Here is a 21,186-nt window from a genome sequence, read left to right on the forward strand (position 1 = left end):
CCGCTCGCGCCCGCGGCCACCGCGGTGACCGTCTTCGAGCCGTAGGCCGAGGCCATCGCGACGTCGATCGGAGCGGTGCCGCCGTTCTTGGCGAGGACCGTCAGCACCGCCTTCCCGGCGACGCAGCGCGACGTCACGGTCACCGGCACCGTCAGCGCCGGGGCGGCCGCCTCGGGGACGACGATCTCGCCGATCTTGAGGAACGAGCCCGGCGTGGAGAAGGTCAGCTTCAGGCCGGTGGCCGAGACCGCCGCGAACGGGATCGTGGTCAGCGTGCCGTTCGCCGCCGGAGCGACGTTCTGCGCGGTGGTCGGCTTCCAGGTGCCGTCCTCGGCGCGGTAGGCCACGCTCACCGACGCCAGGGTGCCCTCGGTGTTGGTGAAGGTGAGCCCGGCGACGCGGTGCGCCTCGGTGTTCGTCAGCGTGAACTCGGCGCTGCCGGCGAAGGTGCCGTCGGTCCAGGTCGACCAGGGGGTGCTCACGTTGCCGTCGCAGGCGTTCTTCGCGGGGAGGGTCGCGTACTTCGTCTGGCTGAACGATGCCGAGACCGCGGCTCCGGGGACGCGGCAGACGTTCGTCGGCGGCGCGGTGCCCCAGATCTGCACCTCCGAGACCGACTGCCACGTGTTCGCCGCGCTGGTGAGGTGCAGGCGGAGGCCCGTGGTGTCGGGCAGGGAGGACAGGTCGAGGATCGCCGTCGGGGCGGATCCGGTCGCGGCCTGGCTGAGGGCGGTGGCGACCGAGGAGGTCGTCCATGCGCCGTTCACCTGGTACTCGACCTCGATCCGCGAGGGCCAGGTCGCGGTCGCACCGTCCTTGTAGGTGCTGACCGTCACCGAGTCGAGGTTCTGCGCCGCGCCCCAGGAGAAGGAGAGGCGGCTGTCGCGCGGGTAGCCGGCCGAGGACCAGTCGTCCCAGCCCTTGCCCTTGACATCGCCGTCGATGAGCTTGCCGGCGAGGTCCGTGCGGCTCGAGACCGCGACCGAGGCTCCGGGAGCGAGGTTCGCGATGCCCGGCTCCGCCACCTCGATCGTGCGGGTGAAGCGGCGGCCGGAGGAGAATCCGGCGTCGGCGGCGAGCGTGCCCGTCACCTGCACCGTGCCGAGCTCGGCGGGGCCGGGGGCGGCCCAGGTCACGGCGACGTCGCGGGTCGAGCCGTTGCTCGCGACCGAGACCGTCGAGGGGAGCGCGGCGGCGATGTCGGCGCCGCGGCGGACCTGCTTCGGCAGACGGGCGTCCACGACCGACCAGACGCCCTCGCCGACCCCCTTGTCGTCCCAGTAGGAGAGGTTCCAGCCGGATCCCCAGCGCGCCGGGTCCTCCTGAGCCGGGTTCCGCATCTCGAGGCGGCCGTTCTCGCCGACCGTCATCGGGAGCCAGACGTAGGTCGAGTCCGACTTGCCCTCGTTCCACCGGTCGCCCATGTAGACGTACTTCCCGGGAGCGAGGGTGAGGACGTTCGTCGACTGCGAGCCGAAGGTGGTCTTGCGGGAGTCGCCGATCGAGAGCAGGCCGTCGCCGCCCTCCGGGATCGCGTTGTAGGCGACGTTCTCGTCGGCGTCGCCCTTCTCGACTCCGCGGGTCCACGCGCCGAGGATCGAGTCGGCGGTGTAGTAGGTCTGCGGGTTCGGCGCCCAGCCGGTCGCCCCGGAGGCGATCGTGTAGTACTTGCCGCCGTTGGCGAAGATCGCGGGCGCCTCGAGGTGTCCGCACTCCTTCACGATCTGGAAGTCGGTGCCGCGCACCGGTGCTCCGGCCGCACCGTCGGCGAAGACGTAGGGGTACGTCCCGTCGGCCGAGTACTGGTTCGCGTCGAGGGTGTCGGTCGTGGTGGTCCGCTCGACGTTGGTGTAGTCGGCGTCCAGCTTCGCCACGTAGAGCGAGTAGTTCTCCTCGGAGGAGTAGGAGATGTACGCGGTGCCGTCCTCGTCCTGGAAGACGGTCATGTCCCGCGCCTGCCCGGGAACGGCGGAGGTGGTGCAGGCCTTGTAGTCCGTGCGGTTGTAGAGGCGGTAGACGCCCTGGAGCGTGAAGGGCCCGGTCGGGCTGTCCGAGACGGCTACTCCCGCCATCGAGCGCGCATAGGTGCTGCCACCCGGGGTGATGCGGCCGTCGGAGTGCCACCACATGACCCACTTGCCGGTCTTCTCGTTGAAGAGGACCTTGGGGCGCTCGAAGATGGCGGTGTTCGGCGAGGCCTGCGTCGTGTCGAGGTGGTAGTCGAGCTCCGCGATGCGGTCGGCGCGAGGGGCTCCGGAGTCGTCGACGGTGTCGTAGAGCGCGTCGAAGTAGGGGGCCTCGAGGTCGGCCGGAGCCGAGACGCTGCGGAGCGCGGTGCCCTTGTTCTCCCAGTTGTGGCCGTCGGTGGAGCGGTAGACCGCGACTCCGGGGCTGTTCCAGTAGCCCTTCGTGCGGTCCTCGCCGTACCAGTACTGGACCTGCTGACCGCCCTCCTCGACGGTGACGATCTGGCCGCCGTGCGCCTGGATGTGGCGGCCGTCGGTGTCGTACCAGTAGGGCTGGAAGTAGCCGGCCGCGGTGCTGCCCGGGTCCTGGACCGCCGGGTAGTCGGTGTAGGTCACGGGCGTCGAGGTGCGCGGCACTCCGTCGTCGGGATCCGTGGCCACGGCGGCCGAGGCCGACTGCGCTCCTGTTCCCAGGAGCGCTGCGACGAGCAGCGCGGCCACCGCCGCGGCGGCCGTTCGTGGTCGAGACGTCATGCTGTGCTCCTTTGCACCGGGGACTTCGCGCATGTTCACGCAAACATCAGGCTTCCACGGGGCTCTGATGACGTCAACATCCGAATCCACTCGGTCGCCGGATACCGACGGCTGCGCGGGCCCGGTCCTCGCTGCTCGACCTTCCGGCGCGAGCGCTCCGCCCGGTTGGAGGGCGCGCTCCGCTAACCGGCGATCATCCGATGCCGCCCGAACCGCGATCGCCCCCGAGCCGGAGGGCTCGAGGGCGATCGGACGTGCGGTGCGGCCTAGCCGCCGACCGCTGTCGAGCCCGCTCAGTTCTTCCGGATATCGATCTCAGGGCTGCGAGGATCTCGCGCGCTCGAGGATGGCCGCGATCACGGCGGACTTCGCCTCGGCGTAGTCGTTCCCGTCCTCCCAGCGCCGGAGGAGGAGAGACGCCTTCGTGCTGCGGTAGAGCTCGCGGTCGGCCGGGTCGGTGCGCAGCCGGTCGCGCAGGAGGAGGTACGCGTCGATCGCGGGATGACCCTCCTCGTAGATGTGGACGTGGGCGTCCCGTCCGGGCGTGCGGACGAGCCGGTGCCCGGGCTCCCGGGTGCGCAGGACGTAGCCGGCCGCGAGCAGCGGCGCGACGTGGTCCTCCTCCGCCGTGACGTCGGGCACGACGACGAGCACGTCGACGATCGGCTTCGCGGGCAGGCCCGGGACGGAGGTCGAGCCGATGTGCTCGACCCGCACGCCCGGGACGGCCTCGAGGATGCGCCGCCGGTGCTCCTCGAACACGGCGGACCACTCGGGGTCGTGCTCGTGCAGGGCGAGCTCGAGCGGCTCCGGTCCACCGACGAGCTCGACGGAGACGACGTCGGGGCGGCTGGGGGAGCGGTGCGGAGTCACCGGGTCATCCTGCCAGGGGTGCCGCAGGGCGGGTGCGGTTCACTGGAGCGGTGAGCACCCTCCTCGTCACCGCGCACCCCGACCGCGACTCCCTCACCGCCGCCCTCGCCCGGCGGCTGCGGGAGGAGCTCGGCCCCGACGGAGTGGAGACGGCCGACCTCGACGCCGAGGGCTTCGACCCGCGGTTCGGCGCGGCCGACCGGGACCGCTACCGCGGTGTCGGCCCGGTTCCCGACGACGTCCTCCGCGAGCAGCGCCGGCTCGACGGCGTCGACCACCTCGTGCTCGTCTTCCCCGTCTACTGGTGGTCGATGCCCGCGCTGCTGAAGGGCTGGATCGACCGCGTCTTCCTCGCCGGCTGGGCCTTCGACATCGACCCCGTCCACGGCACGCAGCGCAGGCTCGGCGCTCTGACCGTCCACCTCGTGCTCGTCGCGGGGGACTCCGCCGGGACCTACGAGCGGCACGGCTACGAGCAGGCGCTGCTGACGCAGATCCAGCACGGGATCATCGACTACTGCGGGGCCCGGCGCGGCGGGGCCGTCTTCGTCCACGAGTCCGAGCGCGAGGACGACGCGAGCCGCAGGGCGGCGGTCGAGGACGCGGTCGAGCGGACCGTGGAGGCGATCAGGGCTGATCCGCCTGCAGCGCTCCGGTGACGAGAGCCTGCACGAGGGTGTCGGCGTCGTAGTCCGGATCGTGGGCGGCGCCGATGCAGAGGTTGCCGATGCCCTTGAGGAGCATGTAGCCGCTGAGACTCGACGCCGGGATCCGGGCGGGTCGTGCCGCCTCGAGCAGGTCGCCGCAGACGGGGACGAGCCGCTCCACGAAGTAGGCGTGCAGGGCGTCGGATCCGGCGCTGTCGCCCTGGAGCGCACCGGCGAGGCCGTGCTTGGTCACCAGGAGGTCGACGAAGTGGGCGACCCAGGCCCGGAGGGCGGCCTCCGGGGTCGCGCTGTCGGCGAGCAGCCGTGGGCCCGCCTCCGCGCAGGCCTCGACCTGGTGGCGGTAGACGGCGACCACGAGCTCCGAGCGGGTCGGGAAGTGCCGGTAGATCGTCCCCATGCCGACGCCGGCCTCCGCCGCGATCTCGCGGACCGGCGCGTCCACGCCGGAGGCCACGAACACCGTCGCCGCGGCGGCGAGCAGTGCGTCGCGACTCGTCCGCGGTCGGCCGGGCGTGCGGGGCACACGGTCGCTCATCGGTTCTCCTTGCTTTTCGGAGCGGCGCTCCGTAATGTCTCCGAGCACAGCTCCACCACGTTCCGGAGCAGTGCTCCGCAATGTTCCGGAGCAGCGCTCCGACGATTGTGCCAGAGCGCCGCCCCCCAGGAAGGACCCTCGTGCCCACTCCGCTCCTCGACTCGTCGACCCCCGGTGTGCACCGCCCGATGCGCGCGGTCCGCACGGCCGAGCGCGACCCCTCTCGATCCGTCGCGAACGGCCCGTCGCCGAAGGGCGGACGGGCCGTTCGCGACGGATGAGCGGAGCGGGTCCTGCCGTCAGCGCGGGGCGCGCAGCCCGGCGAGCGGGCCGTCGTGCAGCGGCTCCGTCTCCCAGCGGACGCGGGCGGTGCGGTCGGGAGCGAGCTCGACGTGCAGGCGGTGCGGGGTCTCGAGGAACACGACGTCGACCAGGACTCCGTCGCCCGAGGGTCCGGCGCTCGCCACGAACGGCCCGTCGACGGTCCAGGCTCCCGCGCCGGGCGTCACCGTGAAGCGCTCGTCGCCCTCGGTCAGCGCGAGCGTCCAGCCGCCCTCGTCGGCCGTCACCTCGACGGCGTCGGGCCACGATCCGACCGGCGTGTAGCTCCCGGTCGCGGGGGAGGCGCCCTCGAGCGGGGGAAGGGCGAGCTCCGACAGCCGGTCGGCCAGCCGGGCGTCGGCCTCCGCCGTGGACCCGCGGCCGACGGCGGGGAGCAGGTGCTCCCAGGCGAGCGCGAGCAGCGTCTGCGTGTCCGAGGTCTGGCCGGTCAGCGCGATCACGAGCTCGTGCTCGGGCACGATCAGGCTGAACTGCCCGTACGCGCCGTCCGCGCGGTAGCCGTGCAGCGACCGCCAGAACTGGAAGCCGTAGCCCTGCTGCCAGTCCGGTCCGCCGTCCTCGTGGGTCGGGACGTGCGCGCGGGACGCCTCGGCGACCCACTCCGGCGAGAGGATCCGCCGGTCGCCCCAGCGCCCCTCCTGCAGGTACAGCAGTCCGAGTGCAGCGGCCGCCTCGGTGGTGGCGTGCAGCCCGCTGTAGCCGAGCTCGCGCCCCGAGTCGTCGCGATGCCAGGCGACCTCGCCGATGCCGAGCGGATCGAGCAGGCGCGGGCGCAGGTAGTCGGTCAGCGACTGCCCGCTCACGCGCTGCACGATCGCGGCGGCGGCGAAGGTGCAGGGCTGGTTGTAGGCGAAGACGCTGCCCGGCTCCTGCTCCGGCGGGAGGAGGAGGAAGCCGCGCACCAGGTCGACCGGATCCGTCTCCTCGGCGCGGTCGATCGTCTCGGCGGAGTGGCCGCTCGCCATCGCGAGGACGTGGCGGACGCGGATCGCACGCGAGCGCGGGTCGGTGATCTCGTCGTCGAGCTCGGGGAAGTACGAGAGGACGGTGGCGTCCAGGTCGACCCGGCCCTCGGCGACCGCGAGGCCGACGGCGGTCGCGGTGAAGCTCTTGCTCAGCGAGTAGAAGAGGTGCGGCCGCTCGGCCGAGTACGGCGCCCACCAGCCCTCGGCGACGACGTCGCCGCCCTGCACGACCATCAGCCCGTGCAGCTCGACGCCGGGAGCGGCCTCGACCCCTTCGACGAAGGCCAGCACTCCCTCGGCGTCGACGGAGCGGGCGGACGGGGTGCTTCTCGGCAGTGAGCGCGACATCCTCCGATGCTACGACCGGCGCGGCGCCGCCTCCGCCCGGGGGCAGGTGGCGGCGCCGCCTAGGCGGTCGGCTCGGCCGGGAAGGGGCCGAGGCCGAGCAGGAAGCGGAGGATCGCGTCGGCGGGCACGCGCAGGGCGGGGCCGGAGCCGAGCTCCCACTCCGAGTCGGTCGGAGCGAGGGTGCGACCGCGGACGGCCGCGCGGATCGCGAGCGGCGCGCGCTGCAGGCGGTCCAGGGCCACCCCGCCGGTGATGCGGGAGGAGAGGGCGAGCGGCTCGGGGGAGAGGGCGAGCTCGACGCGGACGACCTCGACCAGCTCGGCGACCGAGCGGGGACCGGCGCCGGCGCGGCGAGCGGAGGCGAGAGCGGCCAGGGCCGGGGCGATCTCGGCGGGAGGAGGAGGGGAGGAGGCCTCTCGGGCGCCCATCCGCGTCGCGAGGCGCTGGCCGGTGCTGCTCGAGAGCCGCACGACGAGCTCTCCGAGCAGGGCGTCCCGGGAGACGGCACTGGCCGCCTCGCCCTCCGTGGTGGAGGGGGAGGCGGCCAGGACGGCGAGGCGGTCGAGCCTCTCGGCGACGAGGGGGCGCCAGTCGTTGCTGACGCCCGTCTCGTCGACCGAGGGCCCGGTGCTCAGCGGCAGGAACCGCGACCAGTCGGGCACGACCGCAGGGCCTAGCGTCCGCCCGAGCGGCGCTTGTTGTAGACGTCGAAGGCGACCGCGAGCAGGAGCACGAGGCCCTTGACCGCCTGCTGCCACTCGATGCCGATGCCCATGATCGACATGCCGTTGTTCAGGACGCCGATGATGAGACCACCGATGATCGCGCCGCCGATGGTGCCGACGCCGCCCTGGACCGCCGCGCCGCCGATGAAGGCGGCCGAGATGGCCTCGAGCTCGAAGCCGTCGCCCGCCTTCGGGCCGGCGAGGTTGAGTCGCGCGGTGAAGACGAGGCCGGCCAGCGCCGCGAGGACGCCCATGTTGACGAACAGCCAGAAGGTGACGTTGCGGGTCTTGATGCCGGACAGCTCCGCGGCGTGCAGGTTGCCGCCGATCGCGTAGACGTGACGGCCGAAGACGGAGCGGTTCATGACCACGCCGTAGATCAGGACGAGCACGGCGAGCACGATCAGGGTGACCGGGATGCCCTTGAAGGTGGCCAGCGCGAAGGAGAAGGCCGCGATCACGACGGAGACGAGGACGAGCTTGGTGACGAACCAGGCGCCCGGCTCGACGCTCTGCGCGTACTTCTGGCGGCCGCGGCGGGTGCGCACGGACTGCACGGCGAAGGCGACGATCGCGAGCGCGCCGATGACGAGCGACAGCGGGTCGAGGTCGGTCTCGCCGAACAGGTCGGTGAGGAAGCCGTTGCCCAGCGCGCGGTACTCGGTCGGGAAGGATCCGATGTTCGCGTTGCCGAGGACGACGAGCGCCAGGCCGCGGAAGATCAGCATGCCCGCCAGGGTCACGATGAACGCCGGGATCCCGACGTACGCGATCCAGAAGCCCTGCCACGCTCCGACCAGGGCGCCGATGAGGAGGGAGAGGACGATCGACAGCCACCACGGGAGACCCATGTTGACCGCGAAGACGCCCGAGATCGCTCCGACGAACGCCGCGACCGAGCCGACCGAGAGGTCGATGTGCCCGGCCACGATGACCATCACCATGCCGATGGCGAGGATCAGGATGTAGCCGTTCTGGACGATCAGGTTCGAGATGTTCTGGGGGCGGAGGAGGATTCCGCCGGTCATCACCTCGAACAGCAGCACCACCACGATGAGGGCGATGAAGATGCCGTTCTTGCCGAGGTCGCCCAGCACGTGGCTGAGTCGCTTCGTGAAGGCGTTCTCGGTGGGCTTCACCTGCGCACCGGCCGCGGTGGACGGTTCGTTCTGCAGATCGGTCATCGTTGCTTCTCCTGGGTCATGAGGGTGAGGACCGCCTCGGGCGTCGCCTCGGCGATGGGCAGCTCGCCCGTGATCCGGCCCTCCGACAGCGCGTAGACGCGGTCGCAGATGCCGAGCAGCTCCGGCAGCTCGGAGGAGATGACGATGATCCCCTTACCCTGCGCCGCGAGCCGGTTGATGATGGTGTAGATCTCGTACTTCGCACCCACGTCGATGCCGCGGGTGGGCTCGTCGAGGATGAGGACGTCCGGGTCGGAGTAGATCCACTTCGACAGGACGACCTTCTGCTGGTTGCCGCCGGAGAGCTTCCCGGTCTTGGCGAGCACGGTCGGCGACTTGATGTTCATGCTGCCGCGGTACTCGTTGGCGACCTCGAACTCGCGGTTGTCGTCGACGAGTCCGCCGCGGGCGACCTTGTCGAGCGACGCGAGCGAGATGTTCCGCTTGATGTCGTCGATGAGGTTGAGGCCGTAGTGCTTGCGGTCCTCGGTCGCGTAGGCGAGCCCGTGGGCGATCGCCTCCGAGACGTTGCGGATCTTGATCTCCTTGCCGGCCTTGAAGACCTGGCCGGAGATGCGGCTGCCGTAGGAGCGGCCGAAGAGGCTCATCGCGAACTCGGTGCGCCCGGCGCCCATGAGCCCGGCGATGCCGACGATCTCGCCGCGGTGCACCGTCAGGTTGACCTTGTCCACCATGACGCGTGTCGGGTCCTGGGGGTGGTGGGCCGTCCAGTCGACCACGCGCAGGATCTCCTCGCCGATGTGCGGCGTGTGGTCCGGGTAGCGGTGGTCGAGGTCGCGGCCGACCATGTCCTTGATGATGCGGTCCTCGGTGACGTCGTCGTGAGCGATCGTCTCGATGGTCTTGCCGTCGCGGATGACCGTGACGGTGTCCGCGATCTTCTTGATCTCGTTCAGCTTGTGGCTGATGATGATCGACGTGATGCCCTGCTCCTTGAGGTGCAGGATCAGGTCGAGCAGGTGGTCCGAGTCCTCGTCGTTCAGAGCCGCGGTGGGCTCGTCGAGGATGAGCAGCTTGACCCGCTTCGAGAGCGCCTTCGCGATCTCGACGAGCTGCTGCTTGCCGACTCCGATCTCCATGATCTTGGTGGTCGGGTTCTCGCGCAGACCCACGCGGGCCAGCAGCGCCGCCGCCTCCTGGTTGGTCTTGTTCCAGTCGATCAGGCCGCCGAAGCCGCGCACCTCGTTGCCGAGGAAGATGTTCTCCGCGATGGAGAGGTAGGGGCTGAGGGCCAGCTCCTGGTGGATGATGACGATGCCCTTCGCCTCCGAGTCGCGGATGCTGGAGAACTGCATCACCTCGTCCTCGAAGACGATGTCGCCCTCGTAGGTGCCGTGGGGGTAGACGCCCGACAGGACCTTCATCAGCGTCGACTTGCCGGCGCCGTTCTCCCCGCAGATCGCGTGGACTTCGCCGCGCTGTGCGTTGAGCGTGACGTCCTGGAGCGCCTTCACGCCCGGGAACGTCTTGGTGATGCCGCGCATCTCGAGGATGTTCGAGGTCACGCCGCCTCCCTTCCTTCGTAGTGGGGGAGGGCGCCCAGTGGGCGCCCTCCCGGGGTGTTCCTTCTCGGGTGAGGAGCGAGGACTAGCCGTTCACTTCCGCGTCGGTGTAGTAGCCGCCGTCGACGAGGACGGACTGGATCTGGTCCTTGGTGACGATGACCGGCTCGAGCAGGAAGGACGGGACGACCTTCTTGCCGTTGTCGTAGGTGTCGGTGTCGTTGACCTCGGGCTCGGTGCCCTCGAGCACGGCCTGGGCCATCTTCACGGCCTCCTTGGCGAGTTCGCGGGTGTCCTTGTAGATGGTCGCGTACTGCTCGCCGGCGATGATCGCCTTGACGGAGTCGAGCTCGGCGTCCTGACCGGTGATGATCGGGAAGTCGGAGCCGACGGTGTAGCCGGCGTCGGTCAGGGCCGAGATGATGCCGCGGCTGAGGCCGTCGTAGGGCGAGAGGACGCCCTGGACCTTGGAGCCGTCGGAGTACGTCTTGGTGAGGATGTCCTCCATGCGGCTCTGGGCGACCTCGCCGTCCCAGCGGAGCGTGGCCACGGTGTTGAAGTCGGTCTCGCCGGACTTCACGACGAGCGTCTTGTCGTCGATGTACGGCTGGAGGGTGTCCATCGCGCCGTTGAAGAAGAACGTGGCGTTGTTGTCGTCGGGGCTGCCGGCGAACAGCTCGACGTTGAACGGGCCGGCGGGGGCGTCGGCGGCCTTCGCGCCGGTGAGGTCGGTGAGACCGAGGCCCGCGAGGAGCGAGGTGGCCTGCTGGACGCCCACCTTGTAGTTGTCGAACGTGGCGTAGTAGTCCACGTTCTCGGAGTCGCGGATGAGGCGGTCGTAGGCGATGACGGGGATGTCGTTGGCCTTGGCCTCCTCGAGCACGCTCGTGAGGGTGGTGCCGTCGATCGAGGCGACGATCAGGGCCTTGGCGCCCTTGGTGATCATGTTCTCGAGCTGCGAGACCTGGGTGGGGATGTCGTCCTCGGCGTACTGCAGGTCGACCTGGTAGCCGGCCTCCTCGAGCTGCGACTTGACGTTGTTGCCGTCAGCGATCCAGCGCTCGGACGACTTGGTCGGCATCGCGACGCCGACGAGGCCGCCGTCGCCGGATCCCGAGCCCGAGCCGCCACCGGTTCCGGAGGAGCAGGCGGCGAGGGAGAGGATCATCGCTCCGCCGGCGATGCCGGCGATGAGAGCGCGCTTCATTGTGGTCACTGTGATTCCTTCGTCATTGAATGCAGTGGATGCAGGGCCGCCCTCGGGATCGGGGCGGAGATGTGATGCCATGTGAGCGATCACATTGCGTCATGCTAGACCCGACGGCGCCGTTCATGTCAACGCGCACGTCTCGACTCGGTAACGGGACACCGGCGGCGCGTCGTCCGCTCCCCGACCGCTCGTGTCAAGGGTCCCCGGCCCCGGAAGGGAGCCGGAGCCGTCGGCGTTGCGTCCAGCACTGTCGAAAGGACGCACACCATGACGAAGACCTGGTTCATCACCGGCGCCTCGAAGGGCTTCGGCCGCGAGTGGGCCGAGGCGGCGCTCGAGCGCGGCGACTCGGTCGCCGGCACCGCCCGCCGGATCGAGACCCTCGACGCCCTCGTCGAGGAGTACCCCGACACGTTCCTCCCGCTGACCCTCGACGTGACCGATCGCGAGGCCGGCTTCGCCGCCGTGCAGGCCGCGGCCGACCGGTTCGGCCGGCTGGACGTCGTGATCAACAACGCCGGCTACGGGCACTTCGGCATGATCGAGGAGCTCACCGAGGAGGAGGTCCGCGCGCAGCTCGAGACCAACGTCTTCGGCGCCCTCTGGATCACCCAGGCCGCGCTGCCGATCCTCCGCGAGCAGGGCTCGGGGCACATCGTGCAGGTGTCCAGCATCGGCGGCATCAGCGCGTTCCCCTCGATCGGCGCGTACCACGCGTCGAAGTGGGCGCTCGAGGGCTTCACCCAGTCGCTGGCCGCCGAGGTCGCCGGCTTCGGGATCCACGTGACCCTCGTCGAGCCCGGCGGGTACGCGACCGACTGGTCCGGTCCCTCCGCGTCGCGCAGCGAGCCGATCGCCGCGTACGACGAGGTCCGGGAGGCAGCGAGCCGACGCCCCTCCGCCGCTCAGCAGGGCGACCCGCGGGCCTCGCGCCTCGGGATCCTCGCGGTCGTGGACGCGGACGAGCCGCCGCTGCGGATCTTCTTCGGGCGCGCGCCGCTGGGCATCGCGACGGCGGACTACGAGTCGCGCCTCGAGACCTGGAAGCGCTGGAACGACGTGTCGATCGCCGCTCACGGCGAGTGATCCCGGGCGGTCGCGGCGCGAGGGCGTCGCGGCCGCCGGTCAGCGCGAGGCGGTGACGCTCGCGCTCCGGGGGACGGCCGTGGATCCGCGGACGACCAGCTGCGGAGCGATCGGCGCCGCCTTCTCCGGCCGGTCGCCCTCGATCAGGCTGAGCAGCGCGGCCACGCACCGGCGTCCGAGCTCCACGAAGTCCTGGCGGACGCTGGTCAGCGGCGGCCAGTAGAACGCCGCCTCGGGGATGTCGTCGAAGCCGATGACGCTGACGTCCTCCGGCACGCGGACCCCGCGCTCGTGGAACGCGCTCATCAGTCCGAGCGCCATCTGGTCGTTCCCCGCGAACACCGCGGTGAAGTCGAGGAAGCGCGAGAGCTCGAGGCCCACGCGGTGGCCGCGCTCGGCGCTCCAGTCGCCGAGCAGCGGCGGGCGCAGCGGGATCGAGCGGTGGTCGAGCTCGGCGAGGTAGCCGCGCATCCGCGCCTCGGCCTCGATCCAGTCCTGCGGGCCGGCGAGGTGCACGATCTCGGTGTGCCCGAGGTCGATCAGGTGCCCGGTGGCGATGCGGGCGCCGGCCATCTGGTCGACGTAGAGCGCGTCGTCGCGGTCGTCCTCGCTCGTCTGCAGCGTCACGTGCGGGATGCGCAGCGCGACTCCGGAGAGGATGTCGAAGACGCGGATCTGCGGGGCGACGACCACGAGGCCCTCGACCGCCTGGTTGAGCAGATGCCGGATCCCGGCCTGGATCGACGCGCCGTCGGTGCCGTCGACGTTGGCCGTGACGACGAGGTAGCCCGCGTCGCGCGCCGCCACCTCGATGGCCTGGATGCTGGAGGCCGGACCGTACTGCAGGCTCTGCGAGGACAGCACGCCGACGGTGCGGGTGCGGCTGGTGACCAGTGCCCGCGCGGCGAGGTTGGGGCGGTAGTCGAGCTCGGCCATGACCTCGAGCACGCGCTTCTTCGTCTCGGCGCGGAGGCTCGGGTGGTCGTTCAGGACGCGGGAGACGGTCTGGTGCGAGACGCCGGCCGCGCGGGCGACGTCGTAGATGCTCGGCGCCCGCGACGCGGGCTTGTCTTCCGGCATCGGGGCACCGCGGCTCTCTGTGATCGGCGCCTCCGACGCAGGACCGGGGCGCCCTCACGGGCGGCTCGCCCGTCCGCGGGCGCGTGTGAGCACACTTTACGTCCCTCGGCGCGGGGGCCTGCACACCGACGGAACCTCGACGGCTCGGACGGGTGCCGCTCCCGGATCGGCCGGACGTTCCGGCACCGCTGGTGCGGGCGCGCCGGAACGACGCGATCCGCGCCTCCGCCCCGCGGTCGTCGCAGCGGGTGGTCGACGCGGTCGGGTCAGCCGTCGAAGACCTCGGCCGAGGCGGAGGCCGCATCGGAGCGGAGCACGGCGACGAGGTCCGCGGGACAGTCCTCGAAGGCCGTCCTCTCCGGACCGGGAGGCGTGTGCGCTCGGACGTCGACGACGGATCCCTGGGGCGCGACGGCGTCGGGCGATCACAGGCGCCGCCCTGCGGTTCGGGGTACTTTCCCGCGTGTGAACGACAGCGACGAGAAGTCCGGGAGAGGCTGGCGCATCGATCTCGGCGAGCCGCCGGAGAGCGTGTCCGGCGATGTCGTCGACGCTCTCGATAAGGTGTCCGCGGAATTCGCGGCATTCCGGAGCGGGACTTCCGGCGAGGGCGGAGAAAGGGCCGCGGCCCTCCGCGGAGCCGCCCGACTCGGGGCCGGAGAGCACCGGCTCGCCGTCGCCTCGGGGCTGACGCGGGAAGGCGTCCGCGCCTTTCTCGCGGGGGGATGACAAGCCGTCGGAGAGGCGGTTCCCCCGTGCCTCGACAAGCCGGCGCCGAAGGAAGAGAAAGGCCTCGAGAAGGCGCGGCATCCGGAGAGATCGGAGACGACGAATGGGCGACGAGGAGTGGGCTCGGTACCTTCTCGCGATGGAGCGCCGAGCACCGACGAATCAGGACGGCGCGACCGCGGAACGCCGTGACGCGATGGTGGCGGCCGTCCTGCGGGAGCTCGACGGGGTCGATCCGTACGGACTCGAGCCGGGTCGCGAGGACGGCGCTCCCCGCGACGAGTACGCGTCTGAGGCGGCCCCGATCGCGAGCATCCTCCTGCGCCGAGGACGGATCACCGGCGAGGAGCTCGACGCCGTCTGGCGGTTCTGGTTCGGCGAGCCGCTGAGCGCCCTGCTCGGCGACGGCTTCGCCCCGCTCCTGGCGCGGCTCGACCGGCTCGCTCCTCCCTCGGCGGAGGACTGACGGGCGTCGGGTTCCGGCGGCGGACCGGCCGCGATCCCGGCGTCCCGTATCGCTCCGCCCAGCTCCGCCCAGCTCCGCCCAGCTCCGCCCAGCTCCGCCCAGCTCCGCCTAGCTCCGCCTAGCTCCGCTCGCGGAAGAAGCGGATGAGCTCGCGCAGGGCCGGGAGCGTCGCGCTCTCGGCCTCGGCGTCGTCGAGGTCGTCGAAGGAGGTGCGGAGCCCGGCGGCGTCGGCGTCGGCGGCGGACTCGAACGCCATCGACCACTCCGGGAACAGCCGCTCCCGGATCGGCTCCTCGAGGAGGGTGCGCAGCTGCGCGTGGCGCTCGTCGGCGGCGATGACGGCCATCCGCTCGCGCAGGACCGCGTCCGGCCCCTCGAGCACCTGGAGGAATCGGCCGTCGCGGTGCAGGAGCATGCCGGTCAGGCCGAGGCGCTCGTTGTTCGCGCGGCACTGGGCGAGCAGCGCGGGGAGGTCGGCGTCCGTGAAGCCGGCGGAGGTGCGGCTGGAGTAGACGAGGGAGAGCATGGCGTCCGTTCCGGGTGGGGGAGGCGGGCGCCTCCGCTCCCAGTGGACCACCGACAGCGCCTCCCGCACGGCCACTTCCGCCGGCGGCGGCGGGCTGCTAGAGCTAGCCGACCGTGATCGGAGCGGCGGACGGACGGGTGCCCTGCCGCATCCAGACGAAGAAGCCGACCAGGGTGAACGCGCCGTAGAAGACGTACATCAGCCCCGACGCGTAGTAGCCGGCCGAGAACAGCAGCGGCACGCCGACCAGGTCGACGGCCACCCAGATGAGCCAGAACTCGGTCCAGCCCTTGGCCATGCCGTAGGTGGCGAGGACGGAGCCGACGAAGATCCACGCGTCGCTCCAGACCGGCTCGTAGGAGCCGAGCGCGCGGAACACGGGCGTCAGCACCGCGGTGCCGCCGACCATCCCGAGCACCAGCAGGCCGCGGGTGCGCCACGACGCCCAGCGCGGTTCGATCAGGGTGGCGGAGTCGTCGGGGCGGTGGGTCCACCGGTACCAGCCGTAGACGCTGACCAGGATGAACATCACCTGCCGCCCGGCCTGGCCGAGCAGGTTGACGGGGTTCGGAGTGCCGAACAGGGCGCCCATGAAGACCGTGAACAGCAGCACGTTGCCGATGAGGCCGACGGGCCAGGCCCAGACCTTCCGCCGCATCCCGCCGAGGGCGCTGAGGAGCCCGAAGACGTTGCCGATGACCTCCCGCCAGAGGACGGTCTGCTCGCCGATGACGATCTGCGCGTCGAACAGCCAGTGCACGAGGTCCACGAGGCCTTCTTCCTGAGTCGGGATGCCGGGTGGTGCAACCCTGCCCCATCCCGGGCCATTCCCGTCGCGGGCGGATGCGGGCGCCGCGCTCGGACCACGCTGGATCCCGCTCCGGGGCGGGGAGCGCGACCGGCGCCCCGCTGTGCCGCCGCGACCGTAGGCTGGCGGGATGACGTCCCGGGTGCGACTCCTGCTGGCCTCGTCGCACCCCGGGCCGACCGTGACGGTCACCGTGCTGGCGACCGTGATCGCGGCGGCGTCCGGGCATCCGCTCGGGCAGGTCGTGCTGGTGGCGCTCGCCGTGCTGCTCGGGCAGCTCTCGATCGGGCTCGCGAACGACTGGATCGACGCCGACCGCGACCGCGCGGTGGGGCGCACCGACAAGCCGGTCGCGCAGGGGCTGATCGGCGTGGGCGCCGTCCGCGCCGCCGCACTGGGGACGGCGGCGGCCGCCGTGGTGCTCTCGCTGGTGCTCGGACCGGTCGCCGCGGTCGCGCACCTGGTGCTGGTCGCCGCGGGCTGGGCCTACGACGCGGGGCTCAAGCGCACGGTCTGGTCGGTCGCTCCGTTCGTGGTCGCCTTCGGGCTGCTGCCGGTGGTGGCGGTGGCGGCGGGCGACGGCCGGCTCCCCGCCTGGTGGGCGATCGCGACCGGCGCCGTGTTCGGCATCGCGATCCACTGCACGAACGTGCTCCCCGACCTGGTCGACGACGAGGCCACCGGGGTCCGCGGCTTCCCGCACCGCCTCGGCCTGCGGCTCTCCGGAGTCGTCGCCTTCGGGTCGCTGGTGGTCGCCGCGCTGCTCGTGCTCGTCGGACAGCTCGTCGGCGACCAGCCGGTGCGCGGGACAGGCGTGGTGATCGCGGTGATCGGGACCCTCGCGGTGGTCGTGCTCGCCGCGGCGGGCATCCGCCTGGTGCTGACAGGTCCGCCGACGCGCACCCTGTTCCGGCTGGTGATCGCGGCCTCGCTCGTGCTGGTGGTCGAGCTCGGGCTGGCGGGCGCGCGGCTGGTCGGCTGACCGGCCGCCCTCAGGACCAGCGCATCGCGTAGACGCGGGCGAGCAGGTCCGAGGTCGGCAGGGCGAGGGCGGTGCGGAGGAACGCCTCGCGGCCGCGGTGCGCGAGCGAGCCGAGCGGGCGTCCGAGGGCCATGTTCGCCTCCGCCTGCCGCGCCGCGCGCCGGGCCGCGGTGGTGCGCCGCCGGGCGAAGCCGGGCCAGGGGCCGGCCTCGCCGCGGCGCACGGCACCGGCCAGGAGCGGGGCGAGCTCGGCGGCGTCGAGCCAGCCGAGGTTCATGCCCTGCCCGCCGATCGGACTGATCTCGTGCGCGGCGTCGCCGATGAGCACGACGCGGCCGACGCCCATCCGCTCGGCCTCGCGGCGCCGCACCTGGAAGCCGCTGAGCATCGTGCAGGTCTCCGGGTCGGCGTCGGCGCCCGTCCGGTCGCGGACAGCGGCGGCCAGGGCGCGCGCGGCCTCCTGGTCGGGGGCCTCCTCGGGCCGCCAGGCGGGGGCGCCGAGGGAGCGGTCGGGGCCGCTCAGGGCGACGTACCGGCGCCGACCGCCCGGCAGGGGGAAGGACTCCACCACTCCGGCCGGGCCGACGTCGACCAGCGCGGTGCCGGTGAGACCGCCGGGCTCGGGGTCGGCGAAGTCGCCCATCACGTAGCGGTCCGGGTAGTCGCGGCCGGTGGTGCGGATCCCGAGCAGGTCGCGGACGGTGCTCCGGGCGCCGTCGGCTCCCACGACGAAGGCGGTGCGGACGGAGACCGGCTCGCCGCCCGGTCCGGTGCCGGTCGCCTCGACGGTGGAGCCGTGACGGAGCAGGCCGGTCAGCGCGACCCCGGGGCGCAGCGCGTCCGGGGCCGCCGCCTCCAGGCGCTCGCGGAGGATCGCCTCGGTGCGGTGCTGGTCGAGGGTGACGACGTAGGGGTGCGTCGCGGAGGCGCGCGCGAACGAGAGCGTGCCGAGGGTGCGGCCCCGGCTGCGCGCGACGCCCTCGCGGACCCGGGTGGCCTCGGCCAGCACGGGAGCATCGGCGCCGACCGCCGCGAACGCGTCGAGCGACGGCGGATGGATGCCGATCGCCCGCGAGCCGCGCGGTACCGAGGAGCGCCGCTCCCACACCTGCACGTCCACTCCGGCCCGCGCCAGGAGCGCGCCGAGCAGGAGTCCGACCGGACCGCCGCCGACCACGAGCACGTCCGTCTCCGCTGTCACGGGTCGAGCCTAGGGAGCGGCGGCGCGGCGGGCGAGGGGGTGTGCTCGACCGCCGCGCGTGCTCAGGGTGCGAGCGGAGGTGTCAGAGCGCGTCGACGGCGGCGAGGATCTCCTCGGTCTCCGTGCGCGTCGTGTAGTCGACGTGCACGTCCGCCGTGCGGACGATCCGGTCGGCGTCGACGACCAGGACGGTCGGGTACGGGACGGCCGGGGTGTCGTCGGCGTTGCTGTCCTTCACGGCGAAGCCGAGCGCGGTGTGCGCCTCCTGCGCGTCGCCGCTGGGGGCGGTGACGATGCCGAGAGCGCTCGCGAGCGTGTTGCCGGGGTCGGAGACGACGGTGAAGCCCAGGTCGCCGTTCGCGACCGCCGCGCGCGACCCGTCGGGGGTCTGCGGGCTGATCGCGACGAGGGCGACTCCGCGCGACGCGAGCTCGGGGGCGAGGGTCTCGTTGTAGTGCTTGAGCGTGATGTTGCAGTACGGGCACCAGGCTCCGCGGTAGAAGACGAGGACGGCCGGGCCCGCGCCGAGGACGTCCGCGAGGGCGACGGTGTCGCCGTCGACGGTCACGACGGAGGCGGCGGGAAGCGCGTCGCCGGCGGTGACGGCTCCGCTCGGGGCGCCGGCGGCGACGAGGTCGTCGCGCTCGCCGGAGAAGACGGCGGCGAGCTCGGGGCCGACCGTCTCGTCGAAGCCGACGGTGAACTCGTCGAGCTGGGTGCGGACGGAGGTGCTGGTCATCGGAAGTCCTTCGGTCGTGACGGTCGTGGTCCCCCGTCCGGGAGCCTAGGCATGCGGGGGACCGAGCGCCGGGCGCCCGTCACGCGGCGTCACACGACGGCCGACGCGTGTCGGCCGGCGTGCGTGGGGACCGGCCTCGTCGCTCCGTCACTCCGGGGCGACGACCAGCTCGCCGCCGGCGGAGCGCGAGACGCACGGCATGATCCAGCGGTCCTGCTCCTCGGGGGTCAGCACCAGGTCGCGGTGCTCCGCCGTCCCGCCGACGAGGCGCAGGCGGCAGGTGCCGCACGTGCCCGACTCGCAGGAGGAGTCGACGTCGATCCCGGAGGAGCGGAGCGCGGTGAGGAGCGAGCGGTCGGCCGGGACCTCCACAACGGCTCCGGTCGGCTCCCAGACGGCGGCGAAGGGGACGGCCCGGTCGCCGACGGCGTCGACGCCCGCGAAGTCCTCGACGTGGATCCGGCTCGGGCGCCAGTGCATCGTGAGGGCGAGGACCTCGTCGATCAGCGCGGACGGACCGCAGCAGTAGATCCGGGTGTCGTCGTCGGGCTCGGCGACGAGCGGCCAGAGGTCGAGCCGGCCGTGGATCGCACTGTGGTGCACGAGGGAGCCGTCGGCGGAGAACTCGTCGAGCCACGCGGTGTCCTCGGGGGTACGGCTGAGGTAGACGACCTGCACGGCCGAGCCCTGCGCCCGGAGCTCGGCGGCCATGGCGCGGATCGGGGTGACGCCGATCCCGCCGGCGATCAGGAGGTAGCGGGCGGCGGGCCGGAGGGCGAAGGTGTTCGCGGGCGGCGCGGAGGAGAGGACATCGCCGACGCGGACGTCGTCGTGGAGGCTCCGCGATCCGCCCCGACCCCCGGGCTCGCGGCGCACCGCGATCGCGTAGTGCGACGGCTCCGCGGATCCCGGCTCGACGAGGCTGTAGCTGCGGCGCTCGCCGGAGGGGGTCGTGAGCGTGAGGTGCGCGCCGGCGGAGTAGCCGGGCAGCGGGGCGCCGTCCTCGCTCCGCAGCACGAAGCGGGTGACGGCCGGGGTGAGCGCCTCGCGCTCGGCCACCACGAGCCGCAGCTCAGCCACGGAGCACCAGCTCGTCGCCCACGCCGAGCGGGCCGCCGTCAAGGACCTCCGCGTAGACGCCGAGGAGCTCGTGGCCGTAGGTCTCGTGCAGCAGGCGAGGGACCGGCAGGTCGCGCCGACCGGTGCCCGGCTCGACCTCGGTCGCGGCGCACCGCTCGGTGGCCTTCGTGATCCGCAGCCGCAGCCCGCCCGCGGTGAGCTCGCGCCCGAGCAGCTCGAGCTCGCTCCACGCGGGCAGCCCCTCGAGGTGGATGTTCCCGCGGAACCGCAGCGGATCGACGCTCCGGCCGGTGCGCTCGGCGAGGTCGCGGACGCTCGCCAGGTTGATCAGCGAGACGTACTCCATCTCGACATCGGAGTTGTGGGCCGTGTCGGTGTAGCGGCGCCCCGCGTCCTGGGCGATCACGGGCTCGACGCCGGGCGGCAGGTCGAGCACGCGGGCGGCGAAGGAGCGCAGTGCGGCCCGGCCGTCCTCCGCGCCGAGGTCGGCGGAGAGGACCCGGTGGCCGCGGACGTCGACGGTGAGCACTCCGCTGTCGGGGTCGAGGTGCGTGGTCAGGCCGGCGAGGCGCGCCTCGGCGACGAGCACGAAGTACTCGCGCTTGGAGATGCCGTGCCGCATGCCGGGCCGGTAGGCGCCGCCGGGGCGGGCGAGGGCGATCGTGCGGTCGAAGGGGACGCCGCGGCCGGCGGTGAGCTCGACGCGGGGGAGCGGCTGCGGGGTCAGGCCCTTGACCGGGTAGACGAAGAGGCCGTCCACGCGTGTCGTCATGCCCCCATCCTGGCGCATCGCCGGGGAGCCGGCAGGGCCGTCGCGGCGCAGCGGAGCGCGGGTAACTGACGCGGCGCCGTGCGGATGTTGCGAGGGCGGGCGGAGGGATCCGCTCCGGCGGGCCTCGTCAGTACTGGAGCGAGAGGCCGACCAGGGGCGGGACGACGAGCGCGCCCAGCTCGACGATCGCGACGCTCGCGCCGACGCCGAGCGCGACGGCCGAGAGCAGCCGGGCGCGGTCCTTCCGAGCGACGCCGATGACGCCGACGATCGCGGTCGCCGTCGCGAGCACGAGCAACGTGACCCCGAGGGCGGCGAAGAGCGCCCCGATCTGCGTGGTGTCGAAGCCGCCCTGGAACGCGAGGACCGGGATGGCCGTGGTGAGCGCGGTCCGCCCGATCTGCGCGAGGACGAGGACGATCGCGAGGACGAGGCCGACGATGCCGACGACGTCGCGGGGCCGGGACTGGGGGGCGGGGACGGAGGCGGTCACGCCGTCGAGCCTAGAGGCGGGCGCGGCGGCGGGGCGAACAGGACACGACGTCCCTCCGACCGCGGAGGTCCGCGCGGGTCCCAGCGCACGACCCGTCCGCCCGGACATCGGCCGACCGGGTGCTGCGGATC

The 21,186-nt window shown here is 72.5% G+C and carries 22 protein-coding genes; 6 read left to right on the forward strand and 16 right to left on the reverse strand.

Going from position 1 to position 21,186, the window contains the following annotated elements:
• Positions 1–2,720: discoidin domain-containing protein (locus tag C5D04_RS14670; RefSeq protein WP_104347928.1), on the reverse strand; the 2,720-nt coding region annotated here is incomplete at its 3' end.
• Between the two features lie 315 nt (positions 2,721–3,035).
• Complete coding sequence (locus C5D04_RS14675) at positions 3,036–3,593, reverse strand: GrpB family protein (RefSeq protein WP_104347919.1); 558 nt, start codon at positions 3,591–3,593, stop codon at positions 3,036–3,038.
• A 50-nt stretch (positions 3,594–3,643) separates the two neighbouring features.
• Here C5D04_RS14675 and C5D04_RS14680 point away from each other — a divergent pair, with 50 nt between their 5' ends.
• Complete coding sequence (locus C5D04_RS14680; protein WP_104324799.1) at positions 3,644–4,252, forward strand: NAD(P)H-dependent oxidoreductase; 609 nt, start codon at positions 3,644–3,646, stop codon at positions 4,250–4,252.
• On the opposite strand, the gene C5D04_RS14685 is transcribed toward C5D04_RS14680, so the two are convergent.
• Positions 4,221–4,796, reverse strand: coding sequence for a TetR/AcrR family transcriptional regulator (locus C5D04_RS14685; RefSeq protein ID WP_104227392.1), 576 nt, complete (start codon positions 4,794–4,796; stop codon positions 4,221–4,223). The two genes, C5D04_RS14680 and C5D04_RS14685, sit on opposite strands and share 32 nt — an antisense overlap.
• Before the next feature lie 140 nt (positions 4,797–4,936).
• On the opposite strand from C5D04_RS14685, the gene C5D04_RS18350 reads away from it, so the two are divergent.
• The gene (locus C5D04_RS18350) at positions 4,937–5,077 is read left to right on the forward strand and encodes a hypothetical protein (RefSeq protein ID WP_181137728.1); all 141 of its coding nucleotides are present in this window, start codon (positions 4,937–4,939) and stop codon (positions 5,075–5,077) included.
• A gap of 18 nt (positions 5,078–5,095) precedes the next feature.
• Here C5D04_RS18350 and C5D04_RS14690 read toward each other — a convergent pair whose 3' ends face one another.
• The 5 genes from C5D04_RS14690 to chvE all read right to left on the reverse strand — a co-directional run bounded on the left by C5D04_RS14690 (position 5,096) and on the right by chvE (position 11,090).
• Positions 5,096–6,451: a serine hydrolase gene (locus tag C5D04_RS14690; RefSeq protein ID WP_104347920.1), complete on the reverse strand. Its 1,356-nt coding sequence runs from the start codon at positions 6,449–6,451 to the stop codon at positions 5,096–5,098.
• Positions 6,452–6,510: 59 nt separating this feature from the next.
• The gene (locus tag C5D04_RS14695) at positions 6,511–7,113 is read right to left on the reverse strand and encodes a hypothetical protein (RefSeq protein ID WP_104347921.1); all 603 of its coding nucleotides are present in this window, start codon (positions 7,111–7,113) and stop codon (positions 6,511–6,513) included.
• 11 nt (positions 7,114–7,124) lie between these two features.
• Positions 7,125–8,360, reverse strand: coding sequence for a multiple monosaccharide ABC transporter permease (gene mmsB / locus C5D04_RS14700; protein ID WP_104224982.1), 1,236 nt, complete (start codon positions 8,358–8,360; stop codon positions 7,125–7,127).
• Positions 8,357–9,886 carry a multiple monosaccharide ABC transporter ATP-binding protein gene (mmsA, locus tag C5D04_RS14705; RefSeq protein WP_104227396.1) on the reverse strand — a complete coding sequence of 510 codons (1,530 nt, stop codon included), beginning with the start codon at positions 9,884–9,886 and terminating at the stop codon, positions 8,357–8,359. The genes mmsB and mmsA overlap by 4 nt, the downstream gene beginning before the upstream one ends.
• 82 nt (positions 9,887–9,968) lie before the next feature.
• Positions 9,969–11,090, reverse strand: a complete 1,122-nt coding sequence (chvE, locus tag C5D04_RS14710) for a multiple monosaccharide ABC transporter substrate-binding protein (protein ID WP_104224984.1) — start codon at positions 11,088–11,090, stop codon at positions 9,969–9,971.
• Positions 11,091–11,360: 270 nt separating this feature from the next.
• Between chvE and C5D04_RS14715 the strand changes: the two genes are divergently transcribed.
• On the forward strand, positions 11,361–12,179 hold the full coding sequence (locus tag C5D04_RS14715) for an SDR family oxidoreductase (RefSeq protein WP_104326409.1): 819 nt from the start codon (positions 11,361–11,363) through the stop codon (positions 12,177–12,179).
• 39 nt (positions 12,180–12,218) lie between these two features.
• Here C5D04_RS14715 and C5D04_RS14720 read toward each other — a convergent pair whose 3' ends face one another.
• Complete coding sequence (locus tag C5D04_RS14720; RefSeq protein ID WP_104234510.1) at positions 12,219–13,259, reverse strand: LacI family DNA-binding transcriptional regulator; 1,041 nt, start codon at positions 13,257–13,259, stop codon at positions 12,219–12,221.
• A gap of 465 nt (positions 13,260–13,724) precedes the next feature.
• Between C5D04_RS14720 and C5D04_RS14725 the strand changes: the two genes are divergently transcribed.
• Both C5D04_RS14725 and C5D04_RS14730 read left to right on the forward strand, forming a co-directional pair.
• Positions 13,725–13,988, forward strand: a complete 264-nt coding sequence (locus tag C5D04_RS14725; RefSeq protein WP_104227400.1) for a hypothetical protein — start codon at positions 13,725–13,727, stop codon at positions 13,986–13,988.
• Between the two features lie 139 nt (positions 13,989–14,127).
• Positions 14,128–14,454 carry a hypothetical protein gene (locus C5D04_RS14730; protein ID WP_146078497.1) on the forward strand — a complete coding sequence of 109 codons (327 nt, stop codon included), beginning with the start codon at positions 14,128–14,130 and terminating at the stop codon, positions 14,452–14,454.
• Between the two features lie 118 nt (positions 14,455–14,572).
• On the opposite strand, the gene C5D04_RS14735 is transcribed toward C5D04_RS14730, so the two are convergent.
• On the reverse strand, positions 14,573–14,980 hold the full coding sequence (locus C5D04_RS14735; RefSeq protein WP_104227402.1) for a BLUF domain-containing protein: 408 nt from the start codon (positions 14,978–14,980) through the stop codon (positions 14,573–14,575).
• Positions 14,981–15,083: 103 nt separating this feature from the next.
• Positions 15,084–15,749 (reverse strand): nicotinamide riboside transporter PnuC, encoded by a 666-nt coding sequence (pnuC, locus tag C5D04_RS14740; RefSeq protein ID WP_104296222.1) that lies wholly within the window; start codon positions 15,747–15,749, stop codon positions 15,084–15,086.
• A 169-nt stretch (positions 15,750–15,918) separates the two neighbouring features.
• Here pnuC and C5D04_RS14745 point away from each other — a divergent pair, with 169 nt between their 5' ends.
• The gene (locus C5D04_RS14745) at positions 15,919–16,770 is read left to right on the forward strand and encodes a UbiA family prenyltransferase (protein WP_104347923.1); all 852 of its coding nucleotides are present in this window, start codon (positions 15,919–15,921) and stop codon (positions 16,768–16,770) included.
• 10 nt (positions 16,771–16,780) lie between these two features.
• On the opposite strand, the gene C5D04_RS14750 is transcribed toward C5D04_RS14745, so the two are convergent.
• The 5 genes from C5D04_RS14750 to C5D04_RS14770 all read right to left on the reverse strand — a co-directional run bounded on the left by C5D04_RS14750 (position 16,781) and on the right by C5D04_RS14770 (position 21,055).
• A complete protein-coding gene (locus C5D04_RS14750) occupies positions 16,781–17,971 on the reverse strand; it encodes an NAD(P)/FAD-dependent oxidoreductase (protein WP_104347924.1) in 1,191 nt (396 codons plus the stop codon).
• Between the two features lie 82 nt (positions 17,972–18,053).
• Complete coding sequence (locus tag C5D04_RS14755; protein ID WP_104247729.1) at positions 18,054–18,710, reverse strand: peroxiredoxin-like family protein; 657 nt, start codon at positions 18,708–18,710, stop codon at positions 18,054–18,056.
• 147 nt (positions 18,711–18,857) lie between these two features.
• Positions 18,858–19,790, reverse strand: coding sequence for a PDR/VanB family oxidoreductase (locus C5D04_RS14760; RefSeq protein ID WP_104250910.1), 933 nt, complete (start codon positions 19,788–19,790; stop codon positions 18,858–18,860).
• The gene (locus C5D04_RS14765; protein ID WP_181137729.1) at positions 19,783–20,562 is read right to left on the reverse strand and encodes an MOSC domain-containing protein; all 780 of its coding nucleotides are present in this window, start codon (positions 20,560–20,562) and stop codon (positions 19,783–19,785) included. Before C5D04_RS14765 ends, C5D04_RS14760 begins: the two co-directional genes overlap by 8 nt.
• A 127-nt stretch (positions 20,563–20,689) precedes the next feature.
• Positions 20,690–21,055, reverse strand: a complete 366-nt coding sequence (locus tag C5D04_RS14770) for a hypothetical protein (RefSeq protein ID WP_104347927.1) — start codon at positions 21,053–21,055, stop codon at positions 20,690–20,692.
• Positions 21,056–21,186 lie beyond the last annotated feature (131 nt).

Origin of the sequence: Rathayibacter sp. AY1D2 (assembly GCF_002932695.1) — a bacterium.
Lineage (GTDB): Bacteria > Actinomycetota > Actinomycetes > Actinomycetales > Microbacteriaceae > Rathayibacter.

Bases quoted from the DNA above. Each gene is read 5' to 3' on its own strand.
- C5D04_RS14685 (WP_104227392.1), bottom strand. From the start codon at position 4,796: ATGAGCGACCGTGTGCCCCGCACGCCCGGCCGACCGCGGACGAGTCGC.
- C5D04_RS14690 (WP_104347920.1), bottom strand. From the start codon at position 6,451: ATGTCGCGCTCACTGCCGAGAAGCACCCCGTCCGCCCGCTCCGTCGAC.
- mmsB (WP_104224982.1), bottom strand. From the start codon at position 8,360: ATGACCGATCTGCAGAACGAACCGTCCACCGCGGCCGGTGCGCAGGTG.
- chvE (WP_104224984.1), bottom strand. From the start codon at position 11,090: ATGAAGCGCGCTCTCATCGCCGGCATCGCCGGCGGAGCGATGATCCTC.
- C5D04_RS14715 (WP_104326409.1), top strand. From the start codon at position 11,361: ATGACGAAGACCTGGTTCATCACCGGCGCCTCGAAGGGCTTCGGCCGC.
- C5D04_RS14720 (WP_104234510.1), bottom strand. From the start codon at position 13,259: ATGCCGGAAGACAAGCCCGCGTCGCGGGCGCCGAGCATCTACGACGTC.
- C5D04_RS14730 (WP_146078497.1), top strand. From the start codon at position 14,128: ATGGAGCGCCGAGCACCGACGAATCAGGACGGCGCGACCGCGGAACGC.
- C5D04_RS14735 (WP_104227402.1), bottom strand. From the start codon at position 14,980: ATGCTCTCCCTCGTCTACTCCAGCCGCACCTCCGCCGGCTTCACGGAC.
- C5D04_RS14745 (WP_104347923.1), top strand. From the start codon at position 15,919: ATGACGTCCCGGGTGCGACTCCTGCTGGCCTCGTCGCACCCCGGGCCG.
- C5D04_RS14755 (WP_104247729.1), bottom strand. From the start codon at position 18,710: ATGACCAGCACCTCCGTCCGCACCCAGCTCGACGAGTTCACCGTCGGC.
- C5D04_RS14765 (WP_181137729.1), bottom strand. From the start codon at position 20,562: ATGACGACACGCGTGGACGGCCTCTTCGTCTACCCGGTCAAGGGCCTG.